General features: G+C 67.8%; 20 protein-coding genes. 15 read left to right on the top strand and 5 right to left on the bottom strand.

Features of this window, described 5'->3' with window-relative positions; all coding sequences use genetic code 11:
- Window positions 1-19: 19 nt before the first annotated feature.
- The 14 genes from GGR23_RS15865 to GGR23_RS15800 all read left to right on the top strand — a co-directional run bounded on the left by GGR23_RS15865 (window position 20) and on the right by GGR23_RS15800 (window position 14,024).
- Window positions 20-751: an SDR family NAD(P)-dependent oxidoreductase gene (locus GGR23_RS15865; protein WP_210296995.1), complete on the top strand. Its 732-nt coding sequence runs from the start codon at window positions 20-22 to the stop codon at window positions 749-751.
- Between the two features lie 16 nt (window positions 752-767).
- Complete coding sequence (locus tag GGR23_RS15860; RefSeq protein WP_183367291.1) at window positions 768-1,874, top strand: zinc-binding dehydrogenase; 1,107 nt, start codon at window positions 768-770, stop codon at window positions 1,872-1,874.
- Window positions 1,875-1,893: 19 nt separating this feature from the next.
- Window positions 1,894-2,865, top strand: coding sequence for an aldo/keto reductase (locus GGR23_RS15855; protein ID WP_183367290.1), 972 nt, complete (start codon window positions 1,894-1,896; stop codon window positions 2,863-2,865).
- Window positions 2,866-2,889: 24 nt separating this feature from the next.
- A complete protein-coding gene (locus GGR23_RS15850) occupies window positions 2,890-3,885 on the top strand; it encodes an alpha/beta hydrolase (RefSeq protein ID WP_210296994.1) in 996 nt (331 codons plus the stop codon).
- A gap of 185 nt (window positions 3,886-4,070) precedes the next feature.
- The gene (locus GGR23_RS15845; RefSeq protein ID WP_183367289.1) at window positions 4,071-4,280 is read left to right on the top strand and encodes a helix-turn-helix domain-containing protein; all 210 of its coding nucleotides are present in this window, start codon (window positions 4,071-4,073) and stop codon (window positions 4,278-4,280) included.
- Between the two features lie 8 nt (window positions 4,281-4,288).
- Window positions 4,289-4,807 (top strand): Clp protease N-terminal domain-containing protein, encoded by a 519-nt coding sequence (locus tag GGR23_RS15840; RefSeq protein ID WP_183367288.1) that lies wholly within the window; start codon window positions 4,289-4,291, stop codon window positions 4,805-4,807.
- 19 nt (window positions 4,808-4,826) lie between these two features.
- Window positions 4,827-5,942: a serine hydrolase domain-containing protein gene (locus GGR23_RS15835; protein WP_183367287.1), complete on the top strand. Its 1,116-nt coding sequence runs from the start codon at window positions 4,827-4,829 to the stop codon at window positions 5,940-5,942.
- 259 nt (window positions 5,943-6,201) lie between these two features.
- Entirely contained in the window at window positions 6,202-7,131 is a 930-nt protein-coding gene (locus GGR23_RS15830) for a MurR/RpiR family transcriptional regulator (protein ID WP_183367286.1), read from the top strand.
- 38 nt (window positions 7,132-7,169) lie between these two features.
- Window positions 7,170-8,753, top strand: coding sequence for an ABC transporter substrate-binding protein (locus GGR23_RS15825; protein WP_183367285.1), 1,584 nt, complete (start codon window positions 7,170-7,172; stop codon window positions 8,751-8,753).
- A gap of 27 nt (window positions 8,754-8,780) precedes the next feature.
- A complete protein-coding gene (locus tag GGR23_RS15820) occupies window positions 8,781-9,707 on the top strand; it encodes an ABC transporter permease (protein ID WP_183367284.1) in 927 nt (308 codons plus the stop codon).
- Window positions 9,704-10,585, top strand: coding sequence for an ABC transporter permease (locus GGR23_RS15815; RefSeq protein ID WP_183367283.1), 882 nt, complete (start codon window positions 9,704-9,706; stop codon window positions 10,583-10,585). The genes GGR23_RS15820 and GGR23_RS15815 overlap by 4 nt, the downstream gene beginning before the upstream one ends.
- Window positions 10,582-11,547: an ABC transporter ATP-binding protein gene (locus GGR23_RS15810; RefSeq protein WP_183367282.1), complete on the top strand. Its 966-nt coding sequence runs from the start codon at window positions 10,582-10,584 to the stop codon at window positions 11,545-11,547. The genes GGR23_RS15815 and GGR23_RS15810 overlap by 4 nt, the downstream gene beginning before the upstream one ends.
- Window positions 11,544-12,491: an oligopeptide/dipeptide ABC transporter ATP-binding protein gene (locus GGR23_RS15805; RefSeq protein WP_183367281.1), complete on the top strand. Its 948-nt coding sequence runs from the start codon at window positions 11,544-11,546 to the stop codon at window positions 12,489-12,491. Before GGR23_RS15810 ends, GGR23_RS15805 begins: the two co-directional genes overlap by 4 nt.
- A gap of 24 nt (window positions 12,492-12,515) precedes the next feature.
- Complete coding sequence (locus GGR23_RS15800) at window positions 12,516-14,024, top strand: M81 family metallopeptidase (protein WP_183367280.1); 1,509 nt, start codon at window positions 12,516-12,518, stop codon at window positions 14,022-14,024.
- A 48-nt stretch (window positions 14,025-14,072) separates the two neighbouring features.
- Here GGR23_RS15800 and recQ read toward each other — a convergent pair whose 3' ends face one another.
- The 4 genes from recQ to GGR23_RS15780 form a co-directional block, all read right to left on the bottom strand.
- Window positions 14,073-15,935, bottom strand: coding sequence for a DNA helicase RecQ (gene recQ / locus GGR23_RS15795; protein WP_183367279.1), 1,863 nt, complete (start codon window positions 15,933-15,935; stop codon window positions 14,073-14,075).
- 139 nt (window positions 15,936-16,074) lie between these two features.
- Window positions 16,075-16,647: a pyridoxamine 5'-phosphate oxidase family protein gene (locus tag GGR23_RS15790; RefSeq protein WP_183367278.1), complete on the bottom strand. Its 573-nt coding sequence runs from the start codon at window positions 16,645-16,647 to the stop codon at window positions 16,075-16,077.
- Between the two features lie 92 nt (window positions 16,648-16,739).
- Window positions 16,740-17,996 (bottom strand): MgtC/SapB family protein, encoded by a 1,257-nt coding sequence (locus tag GGR23_RS15785; RefSeq protein ID WP_183367277.1) that lies wholly within the window; start codon window positions 17,994-17,996, stop codon window positions 16,740-16,742.
- 103 nt (window positions 17,997-18,099) lie between these two features.
- Window positions 18,100-18,918, bottom strand: a complete 819-nt coding sequence (locus GGR23_RS15780) for a helix-turn-helix domain-containing protein (RefSeq protein WP_183367276.1) — start codon at window positions 18,916-18,918, stop codon at window positions 18,100-18,102.
- Window positions 18,919-19,049: 131 nt separating this feature from the next.
- Here GGR23_RS15780 and GGR23_RS15775 point away from each other — a divergent pair, with 131 nt between their 5' ends.
- A complete protein-coding gene (locus GGR23_RS15775) occupies window positions 19,050-19,451 on the top strand; it encodes a hypothetical protein (RefSeq protein ID WP_183367275.1) in 402 nt (133 codons plus the stop codon).
- 49 nt (window positions 19,452-19,500) lie between these two features.
- On the opposite strand, the gene GGR23_RS15770 is transcribed toward GGR23_RS15775, so the two are convergent.
- Window positions 19,501-20,139, bottom strand: a complete 639-nt coding sequence (locus tag GGR23_RS15770; RefSeq protein ID WP_183367274.1) for a response regulator transcription factor — start codon at window positions 20,137-20,139, stop codon at window positions 19,501-19,503.
- Window positions 20,140-20,233: the final 94 nt, after the last annotated feature.

Here is a 20,233-nt window from a genome sequence, read left to right as displayed (position 1 = left end):
TGCGGGGAGGCACGGGGGAATGGTTGAACGGATCGTCATGGTCACGGGTGCGGGGCAGGGGCTGGGCCTTGCGATTGCGGAGGCCTTTGCCGGGCAAGGGGACCGCGTGATCGTGGTGGACCGGAATGGCGAGAGCGCCCAAGTCGCGGCCGGTCAGCTCGGAGGCGTGGCCCTTGCGCTCGACGTTTCCGATGCCCTTGCGGTCCGCGATGCATTCGCGGCTCTGGCCCGCGACGGGATCGTCCCGGATGTGCTCGTCAACAATGCGGGCATCGTCGGCGGCGGCGGTCTGCTTGCCGATCTCGATCCCGCGCTGCTTGTCAACGCGCTCTCGGTCAATGTGCTCGGCACCTTCCTGATGACGCAGGCGGCGGCCCGCGCCATGCGCGAGCGGGGCCGGGGGGCCATCGTCAACATCAGTTCCATCGGCGCCGAACAGCCGACCGCAGGCCTCGGCCACTACGAGGCGACGAAGGCGGCGGTGAATGCGCTGACCCGGACCGCGGCGCTGGAGCTTGCGCCCCACGGCATAAGGGTCAATGCGGTCGCGCCCGGTCCCGTCGTCACGCCTCTCACCGCCCGGCTCGTCGACGATCCCGAGGCCCGCGCGGCCTGGGAAGCCCGCATTCCCCGCGCCCGCATCGCCGTGACCGGCGAGATCACGCCCGCCGTGCTTTTCCTGGCGGGGGAGGGTGCCGCCCACATCACCGGCGCCGTGCTGCCCGTCGATGGCGGCCAGCTTCTGACCTGATCGAAAGAGGATCCACATGCTTCCGAAAACCACCCGCGCGGCGGTGCTCGTCGCCCATGGCGCGCCGCTTGAAATGACCGACCTGCCGCTGCCCGAGGCAATCGAGCCGGGGGCGGCGCTGGTGCGCCTTCACTGCTCGACGCTCTGCGGCACGGATATCGAGATATGGTCCGGCAAGATGAGCTTTCCCGGCATGCTGCCCATGGTGCTCGGCCATGAAATGGTGGGCGAGATCGTGGCGCTTGGCGAGGGCACGCTCGATGCGCTCGGCCGCCCCCTGAAGACGGGTCAGCGGATCGGCTGGTCGGAATCCACCTGCGGCCATTGCCATGGCTGCAACATCCTGCGCGAGCCGGTTGCCTGCTCGAGCCGGGGCTATGGTTTTCTCCAGCGCGCCGACCGCCCGCCCTATGCCATATCCGGTCTCAGCCAGTATGCCTATGTCACGCCGGGCGCCGAGAAGCTGGTGATCCCGGGCGCGGTCAAGGATACATGGGCCGCCATGGCCGGCTGTACGGCAAAGACGGTGCTGCGCGCCTTCGAGCGGGCAGGCAACCTCCGCACCGGCGCGAAGGTGGTGGTGCAGGGGGCCGGCGCGCTCGGCATTTTCGCCACCGCCGCCGCACGGCTTTCGGGCGCCGGCACGGTCATCACGGTCGGCGCCCCGGAAAGCCGCCTTGCCATGGCGAAGCGCTTCGGCGCCGACCACACCGTCGACATCGCCCTCGGGTCGGAGGGCATCGTCGAGGCGGTCATGGCCCATACGGACGGACACGGCGCGGACTACATCTTCGACTTTGCCGGCGCCCCCTCCATCGGCCGCGAGGCGGTCGGCATGGCGGCGCAGCGCGGCCGCATCATCGTCGTCGGCACCACCGATCACGCGGAAAATCCCCTGAGCCTCGGGCGCGTCATGGGCAAGGAGCTCACCTTCCACGGCTCGCTCAACGGCGACATCGCCGATTACAAGCGCGCGCTGGATTTCTTCGTCGATTTCGGCAGCCGCATGCCCTGGGACGATCTCTTCAGCGCCCCCGTCGGCCTCTCCGGGGCAGACGCGGCGATCCGCGCCATGCAGGCGCAGGACATCATCAAGGCGGTCATCGATCCGCGCCTTTCCTGACAACAGCAAGGACCACCCCATGCAACAGGCACAATTTCCCGCTCCCCGGCCCCTCGGCACCAGCGGCATCCTCATGCCCCCGCTCGCGCTCGGCTCCTGGCACACCTTCGACCGGATGGATTTCGGCCTGGCGGTCGATCTGGTGCGCCGCGCCGTCGCGGCGGGTGTTAACCTTTTCGATGTGGGCGTCTATGGCACGCCCGACACCGTGCCGCCGCCGCTGACGGACGTGATCTTCTCTGCCGTGATGCGCGCGACGGGGCTGAAGCGGGAGGATTATCTCGTTTCGGAAAAGCTCTGGCTCGAGGTCTTCGACCGGGATCGGGGCTTCCGCCCGCAGCTCGAGAACGCGCTCTTCCGCGTCGGGCTCGATCATGCCGATATCGTCGTCCTCGGCGATATCAGGCGCGACGACCTGACGCTCGAGTCGCTGGTGCTCTCGCTCGGCGAGCTGCTGAAAGCCGGGCTCATCCGCGCCTGGGGCGTCAACAACTGGTCGGCCACGAACATCGCCGCGGTGATGGATATCGCCGCCGCCAACGGCATTCCGGGGCCGGTCATGGCGCAGCTGAAATACAGCATCGCGCGCCGGGCCATTCCCGACGGCAAGCCCTTCGCGGCGCTTTTCGAGCGCGGTCTTGCGCTTCAGGCCTCCGACGTGATGGAGGGCGGCGTGCTGGTGAAACCGACCCCGCCCGAGCGGGAAGTGGGGCGCGATCCCGGCCAGATCCGCGAGAAGATCGCAGCCTCGGCCGCGCCGCTTGGCAAGCTTGCGGAAAAGCTCGGCGCAACGCCCGCAACCCTCTGCATCGCCTTTGCCATGAGCCACCCCGCCACCATCAACACGCTCTTCGGGGCAACGCGCATCGCCCATCTCGAACAGGCCCTCGCCGCCTTCGACCTTCTGGAGCGGGTGGGGCGGGAAACGCTGCGCGCCGAGGTGGAGCCCTTCTGGTCGGACCGCGGCGTGGTCGATCCGGAAGGGCCGTGAGGCCCGACGACAGGAGGAGAGACCATGACCACGATGAACCCGAAGCCCGTACCCCTCGATCCGGAGATGCTGGCGCCGCTTGCGCTCCTCGTGCCACCCGATACCCCGCCGATGACGCGGGCGATGCTTGCCGCGATCCGCGCCGAGATGGAGCGCGGGATTCCCTCCGTCGAGGCGGCGGTCGGCGACCTGCCGGTCGAATGGAGCGAGCACAGGGCGCCCGGCCCCGACGGCGGTGACGATATCCCGATCACCATCCTTGCCCCGCGCGGCCATGGCGCACGGGTAAAGGCCGGCGGCGCGCCGCTTCCCGCGCTCTACAACATTCACGGCGGCGGCATGATGGTCGGCAACCGGCGCATGGACGTGCCACGCCTTGCGGCCATGGTGGTGGAGCACGGGGTCGTGGCGGCCACCGTCGACTACCGTCTGGCGCCCGAACATCCCGATCCCGCGCCGGTGGAGGATTGCCATGCCGGACTCGTCTGGTTTGCCGGACAGGCCCGTGACCTCGGCATTGATCCGGACCGGCTGATCGTGATGGGCGGGAGTGCCGGCGGCGGGCTTTCGGCCGGTGTCGCCCTGATGGCGCGGGACCGGAACAGCGTGAAGCTTGCCGGCCAGCTGCTTCTCTGCCCGATGATCGACGACACGAACAGCACGCTGTCCAGCCACCAGTTTCTCGCCGGAACCACCTGGACACGGGCGGCAAATCTGCTCGGCTGGGAATGCCTGCTGGGTGACCGCATGGGCACCGATCAGGTCTCGCCCTATGCCGCGCCCACACGCGCGGCGGATCTTTCCGGCCTGCCGCCCGCCTTCATCGAGGCCGGCAGCGCGGAAATGTTCCGCGACGAAAACATCGCCTATGCGAACCGCATCTGGGCAGCCGGCGGCAGCGCGGAGCTGCATGTCTGGTCCGGCGGCTTCCACGGCTTCGATGTCTTCGCGCCGGAAAGCGAGCTTGCCCGCGCGGCACTGGCCTCGCGAAGCTCCTGGATACGCCGGATCCTGCGCTAGGGCCCGATGGGGCGGGCATGACCCGCCGCATCGCCTGCGACCTCCCGCATTCCCGGCAGAAGCCGCAATCCGGCCGCTCCGGGAATCCATTCCAGCGGGCCGTTGCCCGCCGCCCCCTCCCGAATTTCCGGGAGAGCCCGTCAACAAAGGTTGACGCCTCGAATGCTGTCAACTATGGTTGATGCATGACACAGACGACGCCCCCCATCGAAGATGTCGAAACCGCGCTGGCCTCGGTCATCGCGCTGCGCCTTGCCGCGGACCGGCTGGAACTGCATGCGGTGCGCGCCGCGCTGGACCAGGGCTGGTCCTGGGCCGAGATCGCCGAGGCGCTCGGCGTCACGAAACAGGCCGCCCACAAGCGCCTGTCGCCACTCCTGGCACAGAGATCCTGAGGTTGACGATGCTCAAGGGACTGAAGAATGCCGCCTCCACGCTGAAGGCGCTGAAAATCCTGTGCGAGACCGCCCTCGTCGAAGCCGAAGCCGAGGGTCTGGCCGAGGTCGGGGCGGAGCATTTCCTGCTCGCCGCCTTCGAGCTTCCCGATGGCACGGCGCGCAACAGCTTCCGGTCCTTTGCCGTGGACCGGGAGGGGCTTCGGGCGGCCATCCAGCGACACTATGCCGAGGCACTTGCCGCGGCGGGTGCCCTGCCGGGAGCCATGCCGCCGCCCTTGCCCATCACGAAAAGCGCAAGCCCCTGGGCCACCCTGCCATCCAGTGCCTCCGGCCGGGCGGTTCTGGAGCGGCTTTCGCTGAAGGGTCCGACGGGCGAACCGCTGTGCGGCGCCGATGTCATCCTTGCCGCTCTCGCCGCCCGGCGCGGCGTGGTGCCGAGGCTTCTCGCAGGGCTCGGCATTCCCCGGGAGGCCCTGGAACTGGCCGCCCGCACCGAACGGGACGCCTGGCACGCTTCTCTCTGACACCTCGAAAGGCACGATCATGCTGAAGATCATCGGACTCGCTGCCGCGGGCCTGCTTCTGGCTGCCCTGCTCGCACTTGCGGCCATCTATCTCTGGAAGAACCACGGGCCCGACCGCAAGGACCTTGCGGCAGACATTGCCCGGAAGGTGGCCCGCTGGCAGGGCTCCGACAGCCCGGCAGACGTGGTCGTCGCCATCGTCCGGGACGGGGAGGGACGGGTGCTTTCCCACGGGCCCGGCCGGGCCGACGGCACGACGCTCTTCCAGATCGGATCGATCTCCAAGGTCTTCACGACGCTGCTGCTCCAGCGCCTCGTGGACGACGGCAGGCTGAGCATGAACGCGACCCTGGCCGAGCTGATCGGCGAGCGCTATCCGCTGGCGCCATCGGTCGCGGGCATCACGCTCCGGCAGCTTGCCACCCACACCTCCGGCCTGCCGACCGTGCCGCAATATCTGGAAGACGAGGTCATCCGGCGGGTGGGGGCGGAGAACATCATGACCGATCCCTACAACCACATGACGCGCGAGGAGGTGCTGGTCTATCTCGCCAACCCCGTCGGAGGGGAAAAGCCGGGCAGCTTCGCCTATTCGAATTACGGCATGGGCCTGCTTGCCCATGTCATGGAGCTGGTGACGGGGAAGGATTATCCGGAGCTTCTCCGCGAGCAGATCTTCGACCCGGTCGGCATGAGGGACAGCCACGGGGATCTCCGCGAGGATGTCGCCCGCCGGCTCATCCAGGGGCATGACGCGGCGGGCAATCCCGCGCCGCCCTGGCGTTTCTCCTCATTGGCCGGCGCGGGCTCGATCACCTCGAATGCGGAGGACCTGATCCGTTTCATCAGCGCAGAGTTCGATCCCGCCTCGCCGCTTGCGGACAGTCTCGCCCGCCAGCGCGAGCGTCAGCCGAAGGCGCCCGTCGCCCTTGGCTGGTTCACGCCCGCGCCCCATGACTGGATCGAGGGAAACAGCGGCATTCTCTGGCACAATGGCGCGGTGAACGGCTATTTCGCCTATCTCGCCATCGATCCGGAGCGCCGGATCGGCGTCGCCGTCCTCGCGAACCGGCAGAAGGACGTGACGGCGCTGGGCTCGACGATCATGCGCCTTGCCCGGACCCAGTCCTGGTAGCGGCAGGCAGCGCGCCGTTGTCCCGCGACCGCTTCTGGCAGGCATCGGGCGGCGACAGGGCCAGGCGCGCCTGTCGCAACGCCCATTGCCGTGCCAGACGCCCGATCGAGTTCCATAACCTGCCTTATCGATCTTGCGTCTCGTCCCGCAGACGGAGACCTGCCCCCCAGATTTGGACGACACGCGACCATTTATAGTTTTCTTGCAAGATTGACGGCCTGAAAGTCTTCTGTCAGTCTTTGATCCGGGAGAGGGATCGATGGCTGAGAATACGCAAGGTATTTCGAGCGATCTGGTTGCGGGAGCGCCGCTCGGCGATCTCCGGCAGCGGCTGGCCCAGTCCGCCATCAACGGAACCCCCACCGAACGGAGCATTGCCTCCTATTTCGCCACCAATCTCCAGTCCCTGCCATTCGAGACCGCAGCCACGGTGGCCTTGAAGATCGGCGTGTCCGAGGCCTCCATCGGCCGTTTCTGCCGCTCCATCGGCTATCTCAGCCTCAAGGACCTGAAGGGCGTGCTGAAATCCGATCTCGGCGACCAGGCCTGGCTGATCGGCGACCGGCTGCAGGATTTCCACCGCCGCAGCCAGGATGGCAACGGCGAGCTGGCCCGGGCGCTGGAGCGGGAAATGGCGGCCCTCGTCGCGGTATACGAAACGGCTGCGACCGCCGAATTCCATCGCGCCGTGCAGCGGCTTGCCCGCTGCCGCCAGGTTTTCGTTGCCGGTTTCCAGACAGAGCGCGGCCATGCGGCGGAGCTGGTGCACAATCTCCAGTATCTCCGCCCCGGCGTGCATCTCGCCGATGTCGCGGGCGGCCATTTCGGCGAAATCCTGCTGTCGGACCCCGCCGAGACCACCGTGGTGCTGGTGGATGGCCGCCGCTATTCCCGGCTGACCCGCGACCTCGCCACGGCCGCCCACCGCGCCGGCATTCCCGTCACGCTGATCACCGACCCCTATTGCGACTGGGCCGTCAACGTGGTGACCGAGCTTTTCGCCGTCCCGACCGACCTCAACCACTTCTGGGACACGACCTCGGCCATGTCGTCGCTGATCGGCCTGCTGATCAACGGCGTCTTCAAGGAGCTGGGTGCCGAGGTGGAGGAGCGCATGGCGCGGATCTCCGCGCTCTACGGCGATTTCATCGGCCACACCGGACAGCCGAGACGCGTGCCGCAATCCTGATAACCCAAGCATAAAGAACCAGAAGAGAGGAACCGGAAATGACATCGCTGAGACTTCGCAAGACCCTCGCCGCCGCCGGCATCAGCCTGGCCGCCCTCTTTGCAGGCCATGGCTTCGCAGCCGCCCAGGAAGCGGTCTTCGTGATCGCCACCAACGAAGTGGGCGCCCCGACCTATAACCCCATCAAGGCGAACAACCTCAACATCGGCACGACGCTGATCTTCGATCGCCTCGTTTCGCAGGATGCGGACCTCTCCTTCCACCCCTGGCTTGCGGAAAGCTGGGAGGAAGCCCCCGACGGCATGTCCTGGGTGTTCCACCTCAAGAAGGGCGTGAAGTTCCACAATGGCGAGCCCTTCAACGCGGAAACGATTGCCAAGTGGCTGGAGCTCTTCAAGGCTTCCGAAAACGCCTACATGACCGAGGCCATCGCGAAGGTGGAGGTGGTTGACGAGCACACGGTGAAGTTCGTGATGTCGCGTCCGGAGCCGAACCTGCTCTACAATTTCTCCTCCAGCTACCTCTCGGTGGTCGAGCCGAAGTCCTATCAGGCGCTGGGCGACAATTACGGCGTGACCGAAGTCTATGGCACCGGTCCCTTCAAGATGGAGAGCTTCACCGTCGGGCAGGAAACCGTCCTCGTCCGCAACGAAGACTATGCCTGGGCCTCGCCGCTCGCAAAGAACCGCGGGCCGGCCAAGATCGCCAAGCTGACGCTGCGGGAGATCGCCGAGGATTCCACCGCCTTCCTTGAACTCAAGTCCGGTGGCGTCGACCTGCTGCTCGGCGTGCCCACGGATTTCCTCGGCCAGGTGAAGGCGGAAACCAATCTCGAGGTGCTCACGCTCCCCGGTCAGGACGTGGCCTACATGCCGATCAACGTGACCAAGGAGCCCTTCACCGACATCAAGGTGCGCGAGGCAGCGGCCAAGGCGATCAACCAGAAGGAAATTCTCGAATCCGTCTATGGCGGCGTCGGCGAGGTTGCCAACACCTTCCTGATTTCCGCCCTGCCGGAATCGAAGGTCGATCCGAAATACCAGATCTCCTACGATCCCGAGCGCTCCAAGGCCCTGCTCGACGAGGCAGGCTGGAAGGTGGGCGCCGACGGCGTTCGCGAGAAGGACGGCAAGCCGCTCAAGGTTTCCCTCTGGACGCAGAGCGACTCCAGCTTCCGCCGGCTGACGGAAGTGGTGCAGGCCGAGCTGAAGGCGGTCGGCATCGACAGCGAGATCACCACCTTCGACAGCTCCGCCATCCGCGATCAGTACAAGTCCGGCAACCAGCAGCTCGCCGTCCGTTCCTACAACTGGGACAATGCCGACATCATCGACTGGTTCTTCGGTGGCGACCGTCTCGGCTATCCGAATGTCTCCATGTTCAACGATCCGAAGGCGGAAGAGCTGCGCAAGGTGGCCATGACCGGCTCCAAGAACATGGCGGAGCGGGTGAAGAACTTCACCGCCTATCATGAATACGTGCTCTCGCAGTTCCCGATGGCGCCGATCTACCAGCCGGTGACCTCGATTGCCTACAACAAGGACCGGCTCGTGCTGCCGGCGGAGATCCACTCCCCGTCCGTCGGTGCGACCGTCATCATGGACATGGAAGTGAAGGAATAAGGCCGGGCTTCGCGGGGAACACGAAACATGCTGGCCTATGCCATCCGACGCATCCTGATGCTCGTGCCCGTGTTCCTCGCGGTATCCGTCGTCATATTCCTGATACTCCACTTCATTCCCGGCGATCCGATCGACAACCTGCTGAAGGTCGGAGCGCCGCCGGAACAGCGGGCCGAGATGATGGCTCGTTACGGTCTGGACCGGCCGTTGCCGGTCCAGTACGCCATCTGGCTCGGCAAGCTCCTGACCGGGGACCTCGGCACGGCGATCGTCGCCCGGCGCCCGGTCGCGGACCTGATCGGCCAGGCGCTTCCCCATTCGCTGCTGCTCGGCGGGCTCGCGCTTGCCTTCTCCACCGTCGTCGGCGTCACGCTCGGCGTGGTTGCCGCGCTCAACAAGGACCGGTTCCTGGACCGGGCGATCATGGGCGGCGTCCTGTTCGGCTCGACGCTGCCGAGCTTCTGGCTCGGCCTTCTCCTCATCCTCGTCTTCGCCGTCGGCCTCGGCTGGTTCCCGGTCTCGGGCGCGCGCACCTGGTCCTCGCTGGTCCTGCCGGTGCTCACCATCGGGCTCGGCGGCACCGCGCTCGTCGCGCGCATCACCCGCGTCTCGATGGTCGACATCGCGGCGAAGGATTTCGTTCTGCTGCTCCATGCCAAGGGCCTCTCGCCGATGCGCATCCAGATCAGGCACGTGCTGCGGCACGCGCTCATCCCCGTGGTGACCATCCTTGCGCTCCGGATCGGCTGGATCCTCGGCGGCGCGGTGACGGTGGAGGTGGTCTTTGCCCGCCCCGGCCTGGGCACGCTCCTCATCAAGGCCCTGAGCCAGCATGATTATCCCGTGGTGCAGGCAAGCCTGCTGATGCTGGCGATGGCCGTGATGCTGGGCACGCTCCTCGGCGATCTCCTGCAGGCGGCCATGGACCCGCGGGTTCGGGGGGCCCTGTCATGACGGCGCCCTCCCCCGTCTCCTCCGCCCTGCCCGGCGGGCTCGGCGTGCTGAGAGCGGCCTTTGGCCGCCCTTCCGGCGCGATTGCCGGAGGCTGGCTTGTCCTCATCGTTCTCGGGGCGATCTTCGCGCCGCTTCTCACCCCTTATGCCTATGATGCGCAGGTGCTGAAGGAGGCGTTCCAGCCACCGTCGCTCGCCCATCCGCTCGGCACCGACGAGTTCGGCCGCGACCTCCTGACCCGCATGCTGTACGGCGCCCGCACCTCGCTCTCCGTGAGTTCCGTCTCGATCCTGATCTCGGTCGCGGCGGGCATGACGCTCGGTGCGGCGGCCGGCTATTTCGGCGGCTTCTTCGACCGCGCCGTCACGGCGGTCGCGGATCTGACCTGGTCCTTCCCGGAAATCCTGATCGCCCTCATCCTGGTCGCGATCATCGGGCCGGGCGTCAGCGGCACCATGGCGGCCATCGCGGTTGCCTATCTCGCCCAGTTCGCCCGCCTCACCCGGGCGCAGATCATGACGCTGAAGGCGGAGACCTATGTGGAGGCGGCGCGCAGCCTTGGCGCCGGCCATGCCCACATCCTCTTCCGGCACCTCATCCCCAACGCGCTCGCGCCCGTCCTCGTCAGCGCCATGCTGGCGACGGGCGATGCGATCATCCTAGAGGCGACGCTCGGCTTCTTCGGTCTCGGGGCCCAGCCGCCGACGCCGAGCTGGGGATCGATGATGTCCTCCGGATCGGCGCTGCTCTTCAAGGCGCCCTGGATCATCGTCTTTCCGGGCCTTGCCGTCGCCACCACCGTGATCGCCATCAATCTCTTCGGCGACGCGCTGATCGCCGCGCTCGACATCCGCGACAAGCTGGGGAGCAAGCCATGAGCCCGCTGCTTTCCATCGAGCGGCTGTCGGTTGCGATTGGCGGCGTCACGCTTCTCGACGACATCTCCCTGTCCCTCGACCGCGGGCAGATCCTCGGCCTTGTCGGCGAAAGCGGATCGGGCAAGTCGCTCACCGCGCTGACGGTCACGGGCCTGCTGCCGCTGATCGGCGGCCGCATCGCCTCGGGCCGCATCCTCTTCGACGGCACGGATCTCGCCAGTCTTGGCCCGGCGGGTCTTCGAAAGCTGCGCGGCGGGCGGATCGGCTTCGTGATGCAGAACCCGATGACCGCGCTCGATCCGGTCCAGCGCATCGGCGAGCAGATCGATGTGGTGTCGCGGCTGCATCTCGGCCTGTCGGGCGAGGCGGCGCGCGCACGCACGCTCGACCTCATGGGCCAGCTGCGCATTCCCGAGGCGGCGGCCGTGGCGGAGGCCTATCCGCACCAGCTTTCCGGCGGCATGAAGCAGCGCATCGTCATTGCCATGGCGCTTGCCGGAGAGCCGGACCTCATCGTCGCCGACGAGCCGACGACGGCGCTCGACGTGACCGTGCAGGCGCAGATCATCCAGATCCTCACCGGGCTGGTGCGGGAGCGCGGGCTTGCCCTGCTCCTGATCACCCACGACATGGGCGTGGTGGCGCAGGCCTGCGACCGGGTAGCGGTGCTCTATGCCGGACGGGTTGCCGAGGAGCGGGCCGTCGACCCCCTCTTCGAGCGGCCGGCGCATCCATATGCCGCCGCCCTCATCGGCTGCATTCCGCGGGAGGGCATGGCCGAGGGCAGCCTGAAGGGCATTGCCGGAAGCGTTCCACCCGCCACGCAGTTCCCGCCGGGCTGCCGCTTCCATCCGCGCTGCCCCCATGCGGTCGACATCTGCCGCACCGAGCGTCCGCTTCTGCGAGAAACGCCGGATGGCGGCCTCGTCGCCTGTCACCTTGCCGAAAGGATTGCCGGATGAGCGAGCCCCTCCTCGTCGTCAAGGGCCTGACCAAGCGCTTCATGACCGGCGGCGGCTGGTTCGCCAGGCCGCGGAGCATGACGGCCGTGCGGTCCGTGAACCTCACCGTCGGGCGCGGCGAGGTGGTGGGCGTCGTCGGCGAATCCGGTTGCGGCAAATCCACGCTCGCGCGCCTGATCCTCCGGCTGATCGAGCCGACCGAGGGCGACATCACCCTTGGCGGCACACGCCTTTCCGGCATTGGACAGGCAGAGCTGCGCAGGGAACGCCGGCGCATGGCCATGGTGTTCCAGGACCCCTATTCCTCGCTGGACCCGCGCTACACGATCGCCGAGACGCTGGCCGAACCCTTCCGCGTGCATGGCCTGCCGGTGACGCAGCAGGCCATTTCGGGCATGCTCGAGGCGGTCAGCCTGCCGGCCTCCGCCGCCCTTCGCTACCCGCACCAGATGTCGGGCGGGCAGAGGCAGCGCATCGGCATTGCCCGGGCGCTCGCGCTGAGGCCGGAATTCGTGGTGCTGGACGAACCGACCGCCTCCCTCGACGTATCGATCCAGGCACAGATCATCGAGCTCCTTGCCGCGCTGCGGGAGGGGTTCGGCCTGACCTATCTCTTCATCTCCCACGATCTCGGGCTGGTGCGCTATTTCTGCGACCGCATCGTGGTGATGTATCTGGGCGCGGTGGTGGAGGTGCTGCCCGACGCGCGGGCCGTGCCGCGCCATCCCTATACGCGGGCACTGATGGATTCCAGCTTCGCGCCCGACCCGAAGGCGCGCCGCGAGATCGCGCCGCTTTCGGGCGAGATCCCCTCCCCCTTCAACCTGCCGCCGGGCTGTGCCTTTGCCGGGCGGTGCAGCCGGGCCGTCGAGGCCTGCCGGTCGGCCTCGCCGCCCTTGACAGAGGAAGGCGGCCACGCCGTCGCCTGCTTCAACCCGCTCTAACCTGAAACGACAGGGAAACCCGACATGCCGTTCCGCGTGCTGACCGCCGAATTCATTCATGAAAGCAACACGTTCAAGAAGGGCAGCACCGATCTGGCCACCTTCACCGCCGAAACGCTGGATCTCGGCCAGGCCGCCGTCGACCGCTTCGGCGACGTCAATGCGGAGATTGCCGGCTTCCTCGATGCGGGCCGGGAGGCGGGATGGTCCGTCCGCCATGTGGTCTCCGCCCATGCGACGCCGGGCGCACGGGTCTCGAAGGAGGCTTTCGACCACATTGCCGGGCTGATCTGCGATGCGGCGCGGGAAGAAAAGGGAAAGCTGGACGGCATCCTGCTCGGGCTGCACGGGGCCATGGTGCCCGATTTCTGCGAGGATGGCGAAGGCGAACTCCTGGCCCGCCTGCGCGCCATCGTCGGCGACGCCGTGCCGATTGCCGTGACGCTCGACCTCCATGCCATCGTCACCGAGGCGATGGCGCGGCTGGCGAACGTCTACGTGTCCTACAAGACCTATCCCCATGTGGACATGCGCGAGACCGGCCTCCATGCGGGCCGCCTTCTCGATGCCGCGATGCGCGGCGCGGTGCGGCCGGTGACGGTGCGCGCGCATGTGCCCATGCTGGACGAGGCCAATGCGGGCCGGACGGACGTGCCGGAGACCGCCGCCCTCTACGAACGCGCCCGAGCCCATGAGCAGGAGCCCGGCATCCTCGCCGTCTCGATCAACGCCGCCTTCGCCGAGGCGGATGTGGCGGAGGCGGGTGCAACCGTCCTCGTGACCTGCGACACCGCCCGTCCCGGCGCCGTCGAGCGGGCAGAAGCCATTGCTTCCGGCCTCGCGGACAGCATCTGGGAAGGCCGAGGCAAGGTGTCCAACACCTTCCTGACGCCCCGCGAGGCGGCCGAAATCGCGCGCGACTTCGATGCCTCGGCGGGCCCGCTTGTCATTGCCGATTACGCCGACAACCCCGGCGCCGGCGCCTATGGCGACGCCACCGCGCTGCTCGCCGCGCTTCTCGAGGCCGGGGCCTGCAACGGCGGCTTCGCCCCGATGATCGACCCGGAGGCGGCGGCTTTCCTGCATGCCCACCGCGAGGGCGAAACGGTGACGCTGCGGCTCGGCGGAAAGGTGGACCCGGCCTTCGGCGGCGGGCCTCTCGAACTCACGGGGGAGATCGTGCGTCTCTCGGATGGCGTCTATACGGGCGACGGGCCGATCCTCGGCGGCATCACCCACAGCTTCGGGCCGACGGCGGTCTTCCGCACGGGCGGCATCGACATCCTGGTGGTGACGCTGCCCGGGCAGATGCTCGACCTGCAGCAGGTGAAGGCCTTCGGCATCGAGCCTTCGAACCTCACCTATCTGGTCGTGAAATCGATGCAGCACTTCCGTGCGGCCTTCGAGCCGGTCTCCGCCAGGGTCATCGTGTGCGACAGCGGCGCCCTTGCGACGCCGCGGGCGGAGCTTCGCCCCTATGTGCGGGTCCGACGGCCGATCTGGCCGCTCGACCGGGATTTCGACCGGCGCTAGCGGGAAGCGCAGCAGCCCCAGGAAAAGCGGCGGCCCCTGCAGTCCGCCTCAGTCGGCATGGGTATCGATCACGTCGAGGAAGATCGCGCCGTAGCGGTCGCGCTTGGATTGGCCGATGCCCGGCAGCTCGAGAAGCTGGTCGGGCGTTGCCGGCCTTTCCCGCGCCATGGCGACGAGGGTGGTATCGGGGAAGATGACATAGGGCGGCACGCCGGCCTCCTTCGCAAGCTCCGTACGCGCAGCCCGCAGCCGCTCGAACAGCGCCTGGTCCGACCCGTCGAGCCCCGCCTTTGCGGAGGCGGATGCCGAAGGCCCGCTCCGGCCCGCCTTGCCCTTCGTCGGCCGGTCCTTGCGGAAGAAGACCTGCCGTTCCCGGCGAAACACGCTGCGCGCCTCCTCGGGCACCAGTTTCAGGGCTCCGTGCGCCTCGTGGTCCACGCGGATGAGGCCTGCGGCAAGCAGCTGGCGGAAGACCGACTGCCAGGTCTTCGCCTCGATATCCCGGCCCGCGCCGAAGACGGCGAGGGAGGTATGGCCATGGCGTTCGGTGCGCTCGTTGACGGCCCCGGTCAGCACATCGATCACCTGCCCCGCGCCGAAGCGTTCGCCCGTGCGATAGATGGCGGCGAGCGCCTTGATGGCGGCTTCCGTCCCGTCCCACGTCTCCACCGGCTTGAGGCAGGTGTCGCAATTGCCGCAATGCCCGGCATGCGTCTCGCCGAAATGGGCAAGGATCGCCTGCCGGCGGCAGAGCGGCGTCTCGCAGATGGCAAGCAGCGCGTTGAGCTTTGCCCGCTCCACCCGCTTGATCTCGGGCGCGGCGCCGGATTCGTCGATCATGCGCCCGCGCTGGATGACGTCGGCCATGCCATAGGCCATCCAGACTTCCGATGGCAGCCCGTCGCGGCCGGCGCGCCCGGTTTCCTGGTAGTAGGCCTCCACCGAGCCCGGCAGGTCGAGATGGGCCACATAGCGCACGTTCGGCTTGTCGATGCCCATGCCGAAGGCGACGGTCGCGACGAGGCAGAGCCCCTCCTCCCGGAGAAAGGCGTCCTGGTGACGGTTGCGAAGCTCCCGGTCCATGCCCGCATGGTAGGGCAGCGCATAGATGCCCTGGGCGTTCAGCCATTCGGCCGTGTCTTCCACCTTGGCCCGCGACAGGCAGTAGACGATCCCGCTCGATCCCCGGTGACGACCGAGGAAGCGCAGCAACTGCTGGCGCGGCTGGTCGCGTTCCACGATCTCGTAGGAGAGGTTCGGCCGGTCGAAGGAGGTGGTGAAGACACGGGCACCGCGAAGCTCCAGCCGGTCGATGATGTCCTCGCGGGTGTGGGGATCGGCCGTGGCGGTGAGCGCAATGCGCGGCACGCCGGGATATTCCGCGGCAAGCTTTCCGAGCTCGCGGTATTCCGGGCGGAAATCATGGCCCCACTGCGACACGCAATGGGCCTCGTCGATGGCAATAAGCGAAAGCCGTGCCGAACCGATGAAGCTGCGGAAGCCGTCGGTGACGATCCGTTCGGGGGTCACGTAGAGGAGGTCGAGCTCGCCCGCATGAAGCGCGCGGCGAATGTCGAGAAATTCCTCGCGGCTGACCATGGAGTTGATGGCCGCCGCCCGCACGCCGAGCTGGCCGAGTGCCTCCACCTGGTCGCGCATCAGCGCAATCAGCGGCGAGACCACAAGTCCCACCCCCTCCCGGCAAAGCGCCGGGATCTGGAAGCAGAGCGACTTGCCGGCCCCGGTCGGGAAGAGGACGACGGCATCGCCGCCGGCCATGATCTCGCCGATCACCTCGCCTTGCCGGCCGCGGAAACCGGAATAGCCGTAAACCCGGCGCAGCACCTCGAGCGGGTCGGGCGTCGTGCCCTTCCGGAACAGGGCGTCGGTGACCGGTTCTGTGGACGCCATGGATCGGTCCGTCTTTCCTACTGGTTCGGGCGGGATTGGCCGCCCCCCCGTGCGGGGGCATGGGCTGCCTTATATCCCCTGCCGGACGAAAGGGGGCGAGGCGGAAGCCTCTTTGCACAGGAAAAGAGCGTCTTCCCCCTCAGGGCGACAGGCGCGTGCCCTTCCATCCGCCGTCATCGGTCCGGCGATAGAGGCAGCGCAGATGCGGCTCTGCGGAAAGATCGAGCCATTCGAGGCGCGAAAGCGTCACCGTGACCGGCTGGAACCGCTCGAAGGGATCGGCGTCCGGTTCGCGGGGCTGTTCCTGAAGGAGCGGTTGCCCGTCTTCGCCGATCTCCGTTCCCGGAGCGTGCGGCGCCTCGAACAGTGCCAGCGTCCTCCCCCGCAGCGATTGCCAGAAAGCCCGTCGCTCGGCGTCCTCCCGCAACAGAGATGCGGTTCCCGAAAGACGAAGCTGGGTATTGGCCGCGGGATCGTAGCAGAGCAGCGAGACGCGGGGGTCGCGCCCGATCTCCGCCACCTTCGGGGAGCGCATGTCGGTCACGAAGGAGAGGCTGCCCGCCTGCCGGTCCGCCTGCCTGAGGACGACCGTGCGCACCTGCGGCGCACCATCGAGGCCGGCCGTGGCCAGCTGCAGGAAGTTGCAGGGCGAACGGCTGCGGGTCGCGGTGTCCAGATGCTGCCAGAGGGCATCGAAGGTCGGAAGGGGCAAGGCTGTCTCCGGAAAGATTGCGGGCCGCAGGCGAGCAGGCACCGAGATAAGGCTCGAGGCTGCAAAGGCAAGCATGCGCGGCCGGGAGGTTGTCACGGCGCCAGAAGCAGGAAGACGACGAGCCCCGCAACGGCGGCAAGAAGGGTTGCGCCGCCAAGCGGCAGGAAGAAGCGCGCCGGGCCGGCGGCGACCGCGAGCGACAGGCGCCCGATGCCGTTTGCCGCCAGCGCACAGAGGATCGCCTCCCCCACCTGAACCGCCTGCACCGTGGTGCCGTCGAGGCGGAGCGCGCTGAGGACCGCGATATCCACGTCGAACATGCCGGAGAGGGTGGAGCTTGCAATCAGGCTGGAGGCGCCGAAATTTCCGACGAAGGCAGCGCTCACCGTGGAGACAAGGGCAAAGCCCGCCGCAAAGATGAGGAGATGGCCGAGATCGAAGGGATTGCGCGCAGGCAACCCCTCGTCGCCGGGCTCCTCCTTCTGGAAGGTGACGAGGAGCAGTGCCGCGAGGCCGAGCGTCAGGGCGGCTGCGGCCGCCGCCGGGCCGATGGTCTGCAGGATTTCGGGCCGGAGCAGGAAGACGATGACGGAGACGCGGATCACCGACACCATGGCGGCGGTGCAGGCCCCCGCCACCAGCGGCCAGTTCGCCCCGCCCCCGGCTGCGGTGCGGGCAAAGGCGACGGTGACGGAGGTGGAGGAGACGAGCCCGCCGGTCAGCCCCGTGATCAGCGCGCCGCGCGACGGCCCGACGATGCGCACCGCCACATAGCCGAGATAGGAGAGCGCCGCGGTGAGCACCGTGAAGAGCCAGATTTCCCGGGGATTGAAGCCGCCCCAGGGATCGATGGTCCGGTCCGGCAGGAGCGGCAGCACGATGGCCGACATGGCCGCGAGCACGATGGCCGAGCGGATTTCCGCCCAGGTGATGCGCTGGAGCAGCGAATGCAGCATGTCGCGGCTTGCAAGCAGTCCCGCCAGCGCCACCCCGCCCGCCGCCGCAAGCCGGAAATCGCCGACCACCGCAAGCACGCCCAGCATCATCACCACCAGCGCCGCGACGAAGCCGGTGACGCTGTATTCCTTCTCGGCAACGGCCTTTCGATACTCCAGAGCCCCGAACAGCGCGCCATAGACGAGGATCGAGGCGACCAGCGGCATGGCCGAGCCGGTGATCGTGGTCAGGCTGCCGAGACAGGCGCCGAGAAGACCGGTGATGGAATAGGTGCGGATGCCGGCAATGCGATGGCCGGCGGGCTCGGATCGCTCCCGCCAGCCCCTTTCGAGGCCGACCAGGAGGCCGATGGCGAGCGCCACCCCGTATCGCAGCATCAGTTCCGTCGTCATGCCCTGTCCGTCCCGTCGGGTTCCTGCACTTCCTCTCGCACAGGAACCGGCCGGACGCCAGTGTCCGGAGGGCGGATGGCGTACCGCCCGATCCCGGTCTTTTTCAGGGGATGGGCTCCGTGCCGGCACGGTTCAGTGCCTGCATTGCGGCAGCGGTTTCGGGATTGGCCGGATAGAAGCTCTCGATCACCACGCCGGCCAGCGTGATGTCTTCCGCCGTCCCGAAGACCGTGGTGGTGCTGAGGAATTCGAGCGGTCCGGCCGGGCTGGCGATGCGCAGGGGAATGGCGATGTCCTGTCCGGTCAGCGGGCCGGGCCGCCGCGGGGCGCTGTGGTCGGGCACGGGATAGGCGGCCAGTTCCGCCCGCAGCCGGGCCAGGGCGCCATCGGCGCGGACCTCGATGTCATGGGAAAGGCGGGCGAGGATGTGGTCGCGCCACTCCCGGTAGTTGAGGATGCGCGGCGCAAGCCCTTCCGGGTGGAGGCTGAGGCGCAGCACATTGACAGGACCTTCCAGCAGATGGGCTGCTGCGCCCCTCGTGAGCATGCCGACGGCGGCATTGGCCGAAAGCAGCGTCCAGTTGCGGTCGACGGCAAGCGCCGGATGCGGCTCCGTTGCCTCGAGAATGCGCCGCACCACGCTCATGGCCGATTGCAGTTCCGGGGCCGAAAGCGCCCGCTCCAGATAGACCGGGGCAAAACCCGCCGCCCGCAGCATGGCGTTGCGCTCCTCGAGCGGCACGTTCAGATATTCCGCAAGGCGCAGCACCATGTCCCGGCTCGGCCGGGAGCGGCCGGATTCCAGAAAGCTCAGGTGACGCTGGGAGATTTCCGCCTCGCTCGCCAGCGCGAGCTGGCTGAACCGCCGGCGTTGCCGCCAGGTGCGCAGAAGGGTTCCGACGGATTGCGTGTCACTGGTCATGGCCCATCTCGCTCCATCCGCCCCCTTCATTCAATTACCTGCCGGGTAATCGACCTCAGAACAGAACCGGCGGATGATCCGATCATCGCCCGGACAATCAAGGGGCGCAACCAGCAAGAAAGGCTTTCACGATGTTCAAGATCCTGCTCGCACTGCCGCTGAAGACCCTGCTGCGCATCGATGCGGCGACCTGCCTCGCCATGGGGCTCCTGCTTCTCGCCGCCTCCGGGCCACTGGCCACGCTGACGGCACTGCCCCCGGCGCTTCTCTTCTGGGCAGGCGCTCTTCTTCTGCCCATTGCGGCCTTCATGGGCGCGACAGCGCTGGCTGCGGAGCCGCACCGCCTGGCCGTCGGCTTCATCGTCATCGGCAACATCTTCTGGTCGCTCGCCAGCATCGCGCTGCCGGTCGCGGGGCTGATCGCGCCCAATGGCCTCGGCCTCGCCTTCCTCGTGGCGCAGGCGGCGGCGGTGCTGCTGCTTGCGGAGCTGGAGCTTTCGGCCATGCGGCGCGGCCGCGCGGCCCTCACCTGAAGCCTCCACCGGAGACGGACCGGGCGCGCTGCGCCCGGCACCATCCTCTCTAGCTTTCGCGCCGCTGGGCGGCGGCGAAGAGCGAAACGGCCATGGCGCGGTTGCGCACCTCCAGCTTGTCGTAAAGATTCTTCAGATGGTATTTCACGGTGTTTTCCGAAATGCCGGTCCGCGACGCGATCTGGGTATTGGTCCAGCCGTCGCCGAGCATGCCCAGAAGCTCCCGCTCCCGCTGGGTGAGCCGCGAAAGCGGCGAGCTCGTCACCTTGTCCAGCGCCACGTAGGGCACGCAGATCCGGCCGCGTCCCACCGCCTCCAGCGTGGTGAAGAGAATGGCCGGTTCCTCGAACTGGTAGCACAGGCCGTGCACGCCCAGGCGCACCGCTTCCTGCACCACGATCGGGTTGTTGTGGTCGGCAAAGAGCACGATCTTCGGCTGCAGGCCGCGCCGGGCGATCTCCGCAATCACTTCCGGGGCTTCCGCCCCCTCCAGCGACCAGCCGAGCAGCAGGAAATCCGGCAGCCGCTCCTGAAGCGCGGCATAGAGGTCGCCCGGCTGGCGCGCATGGCCATAGACGGCATACTGCCCCTGCCGCTCGAAGAGCTCGCGCAGCGCGGAGACCACGAGCGGGTTGCGCTCGGCAACCAGCACCTCCTGCGGGCCATGGGTGGCAGGCCTGTTGATCATCGCTCCCTCTCGGGAACCGGCGTCCCGCCTGCCCGGCCTTTGCCGGCCCGGCACGCGACGCGGATTCCTCCCGATTGCCTTCCCGGTCCGGCCA

The sequence above is a fragment of the Gellertiella hungarica genome (assembly GCF_014197145.1).
Taxonomy (GTDB): Bacteria; Pseudomonadota; Alphaproteobacteria; order Rhizobiales; family Rhizobiaceae; genus Gellertiella; species Gellertiella hungarica.
The sequence above is the reverse complement of the archived record's forward strand: the minus strand, read 5'-3'. Positions and strand labels throughout refer to the sequence as shown.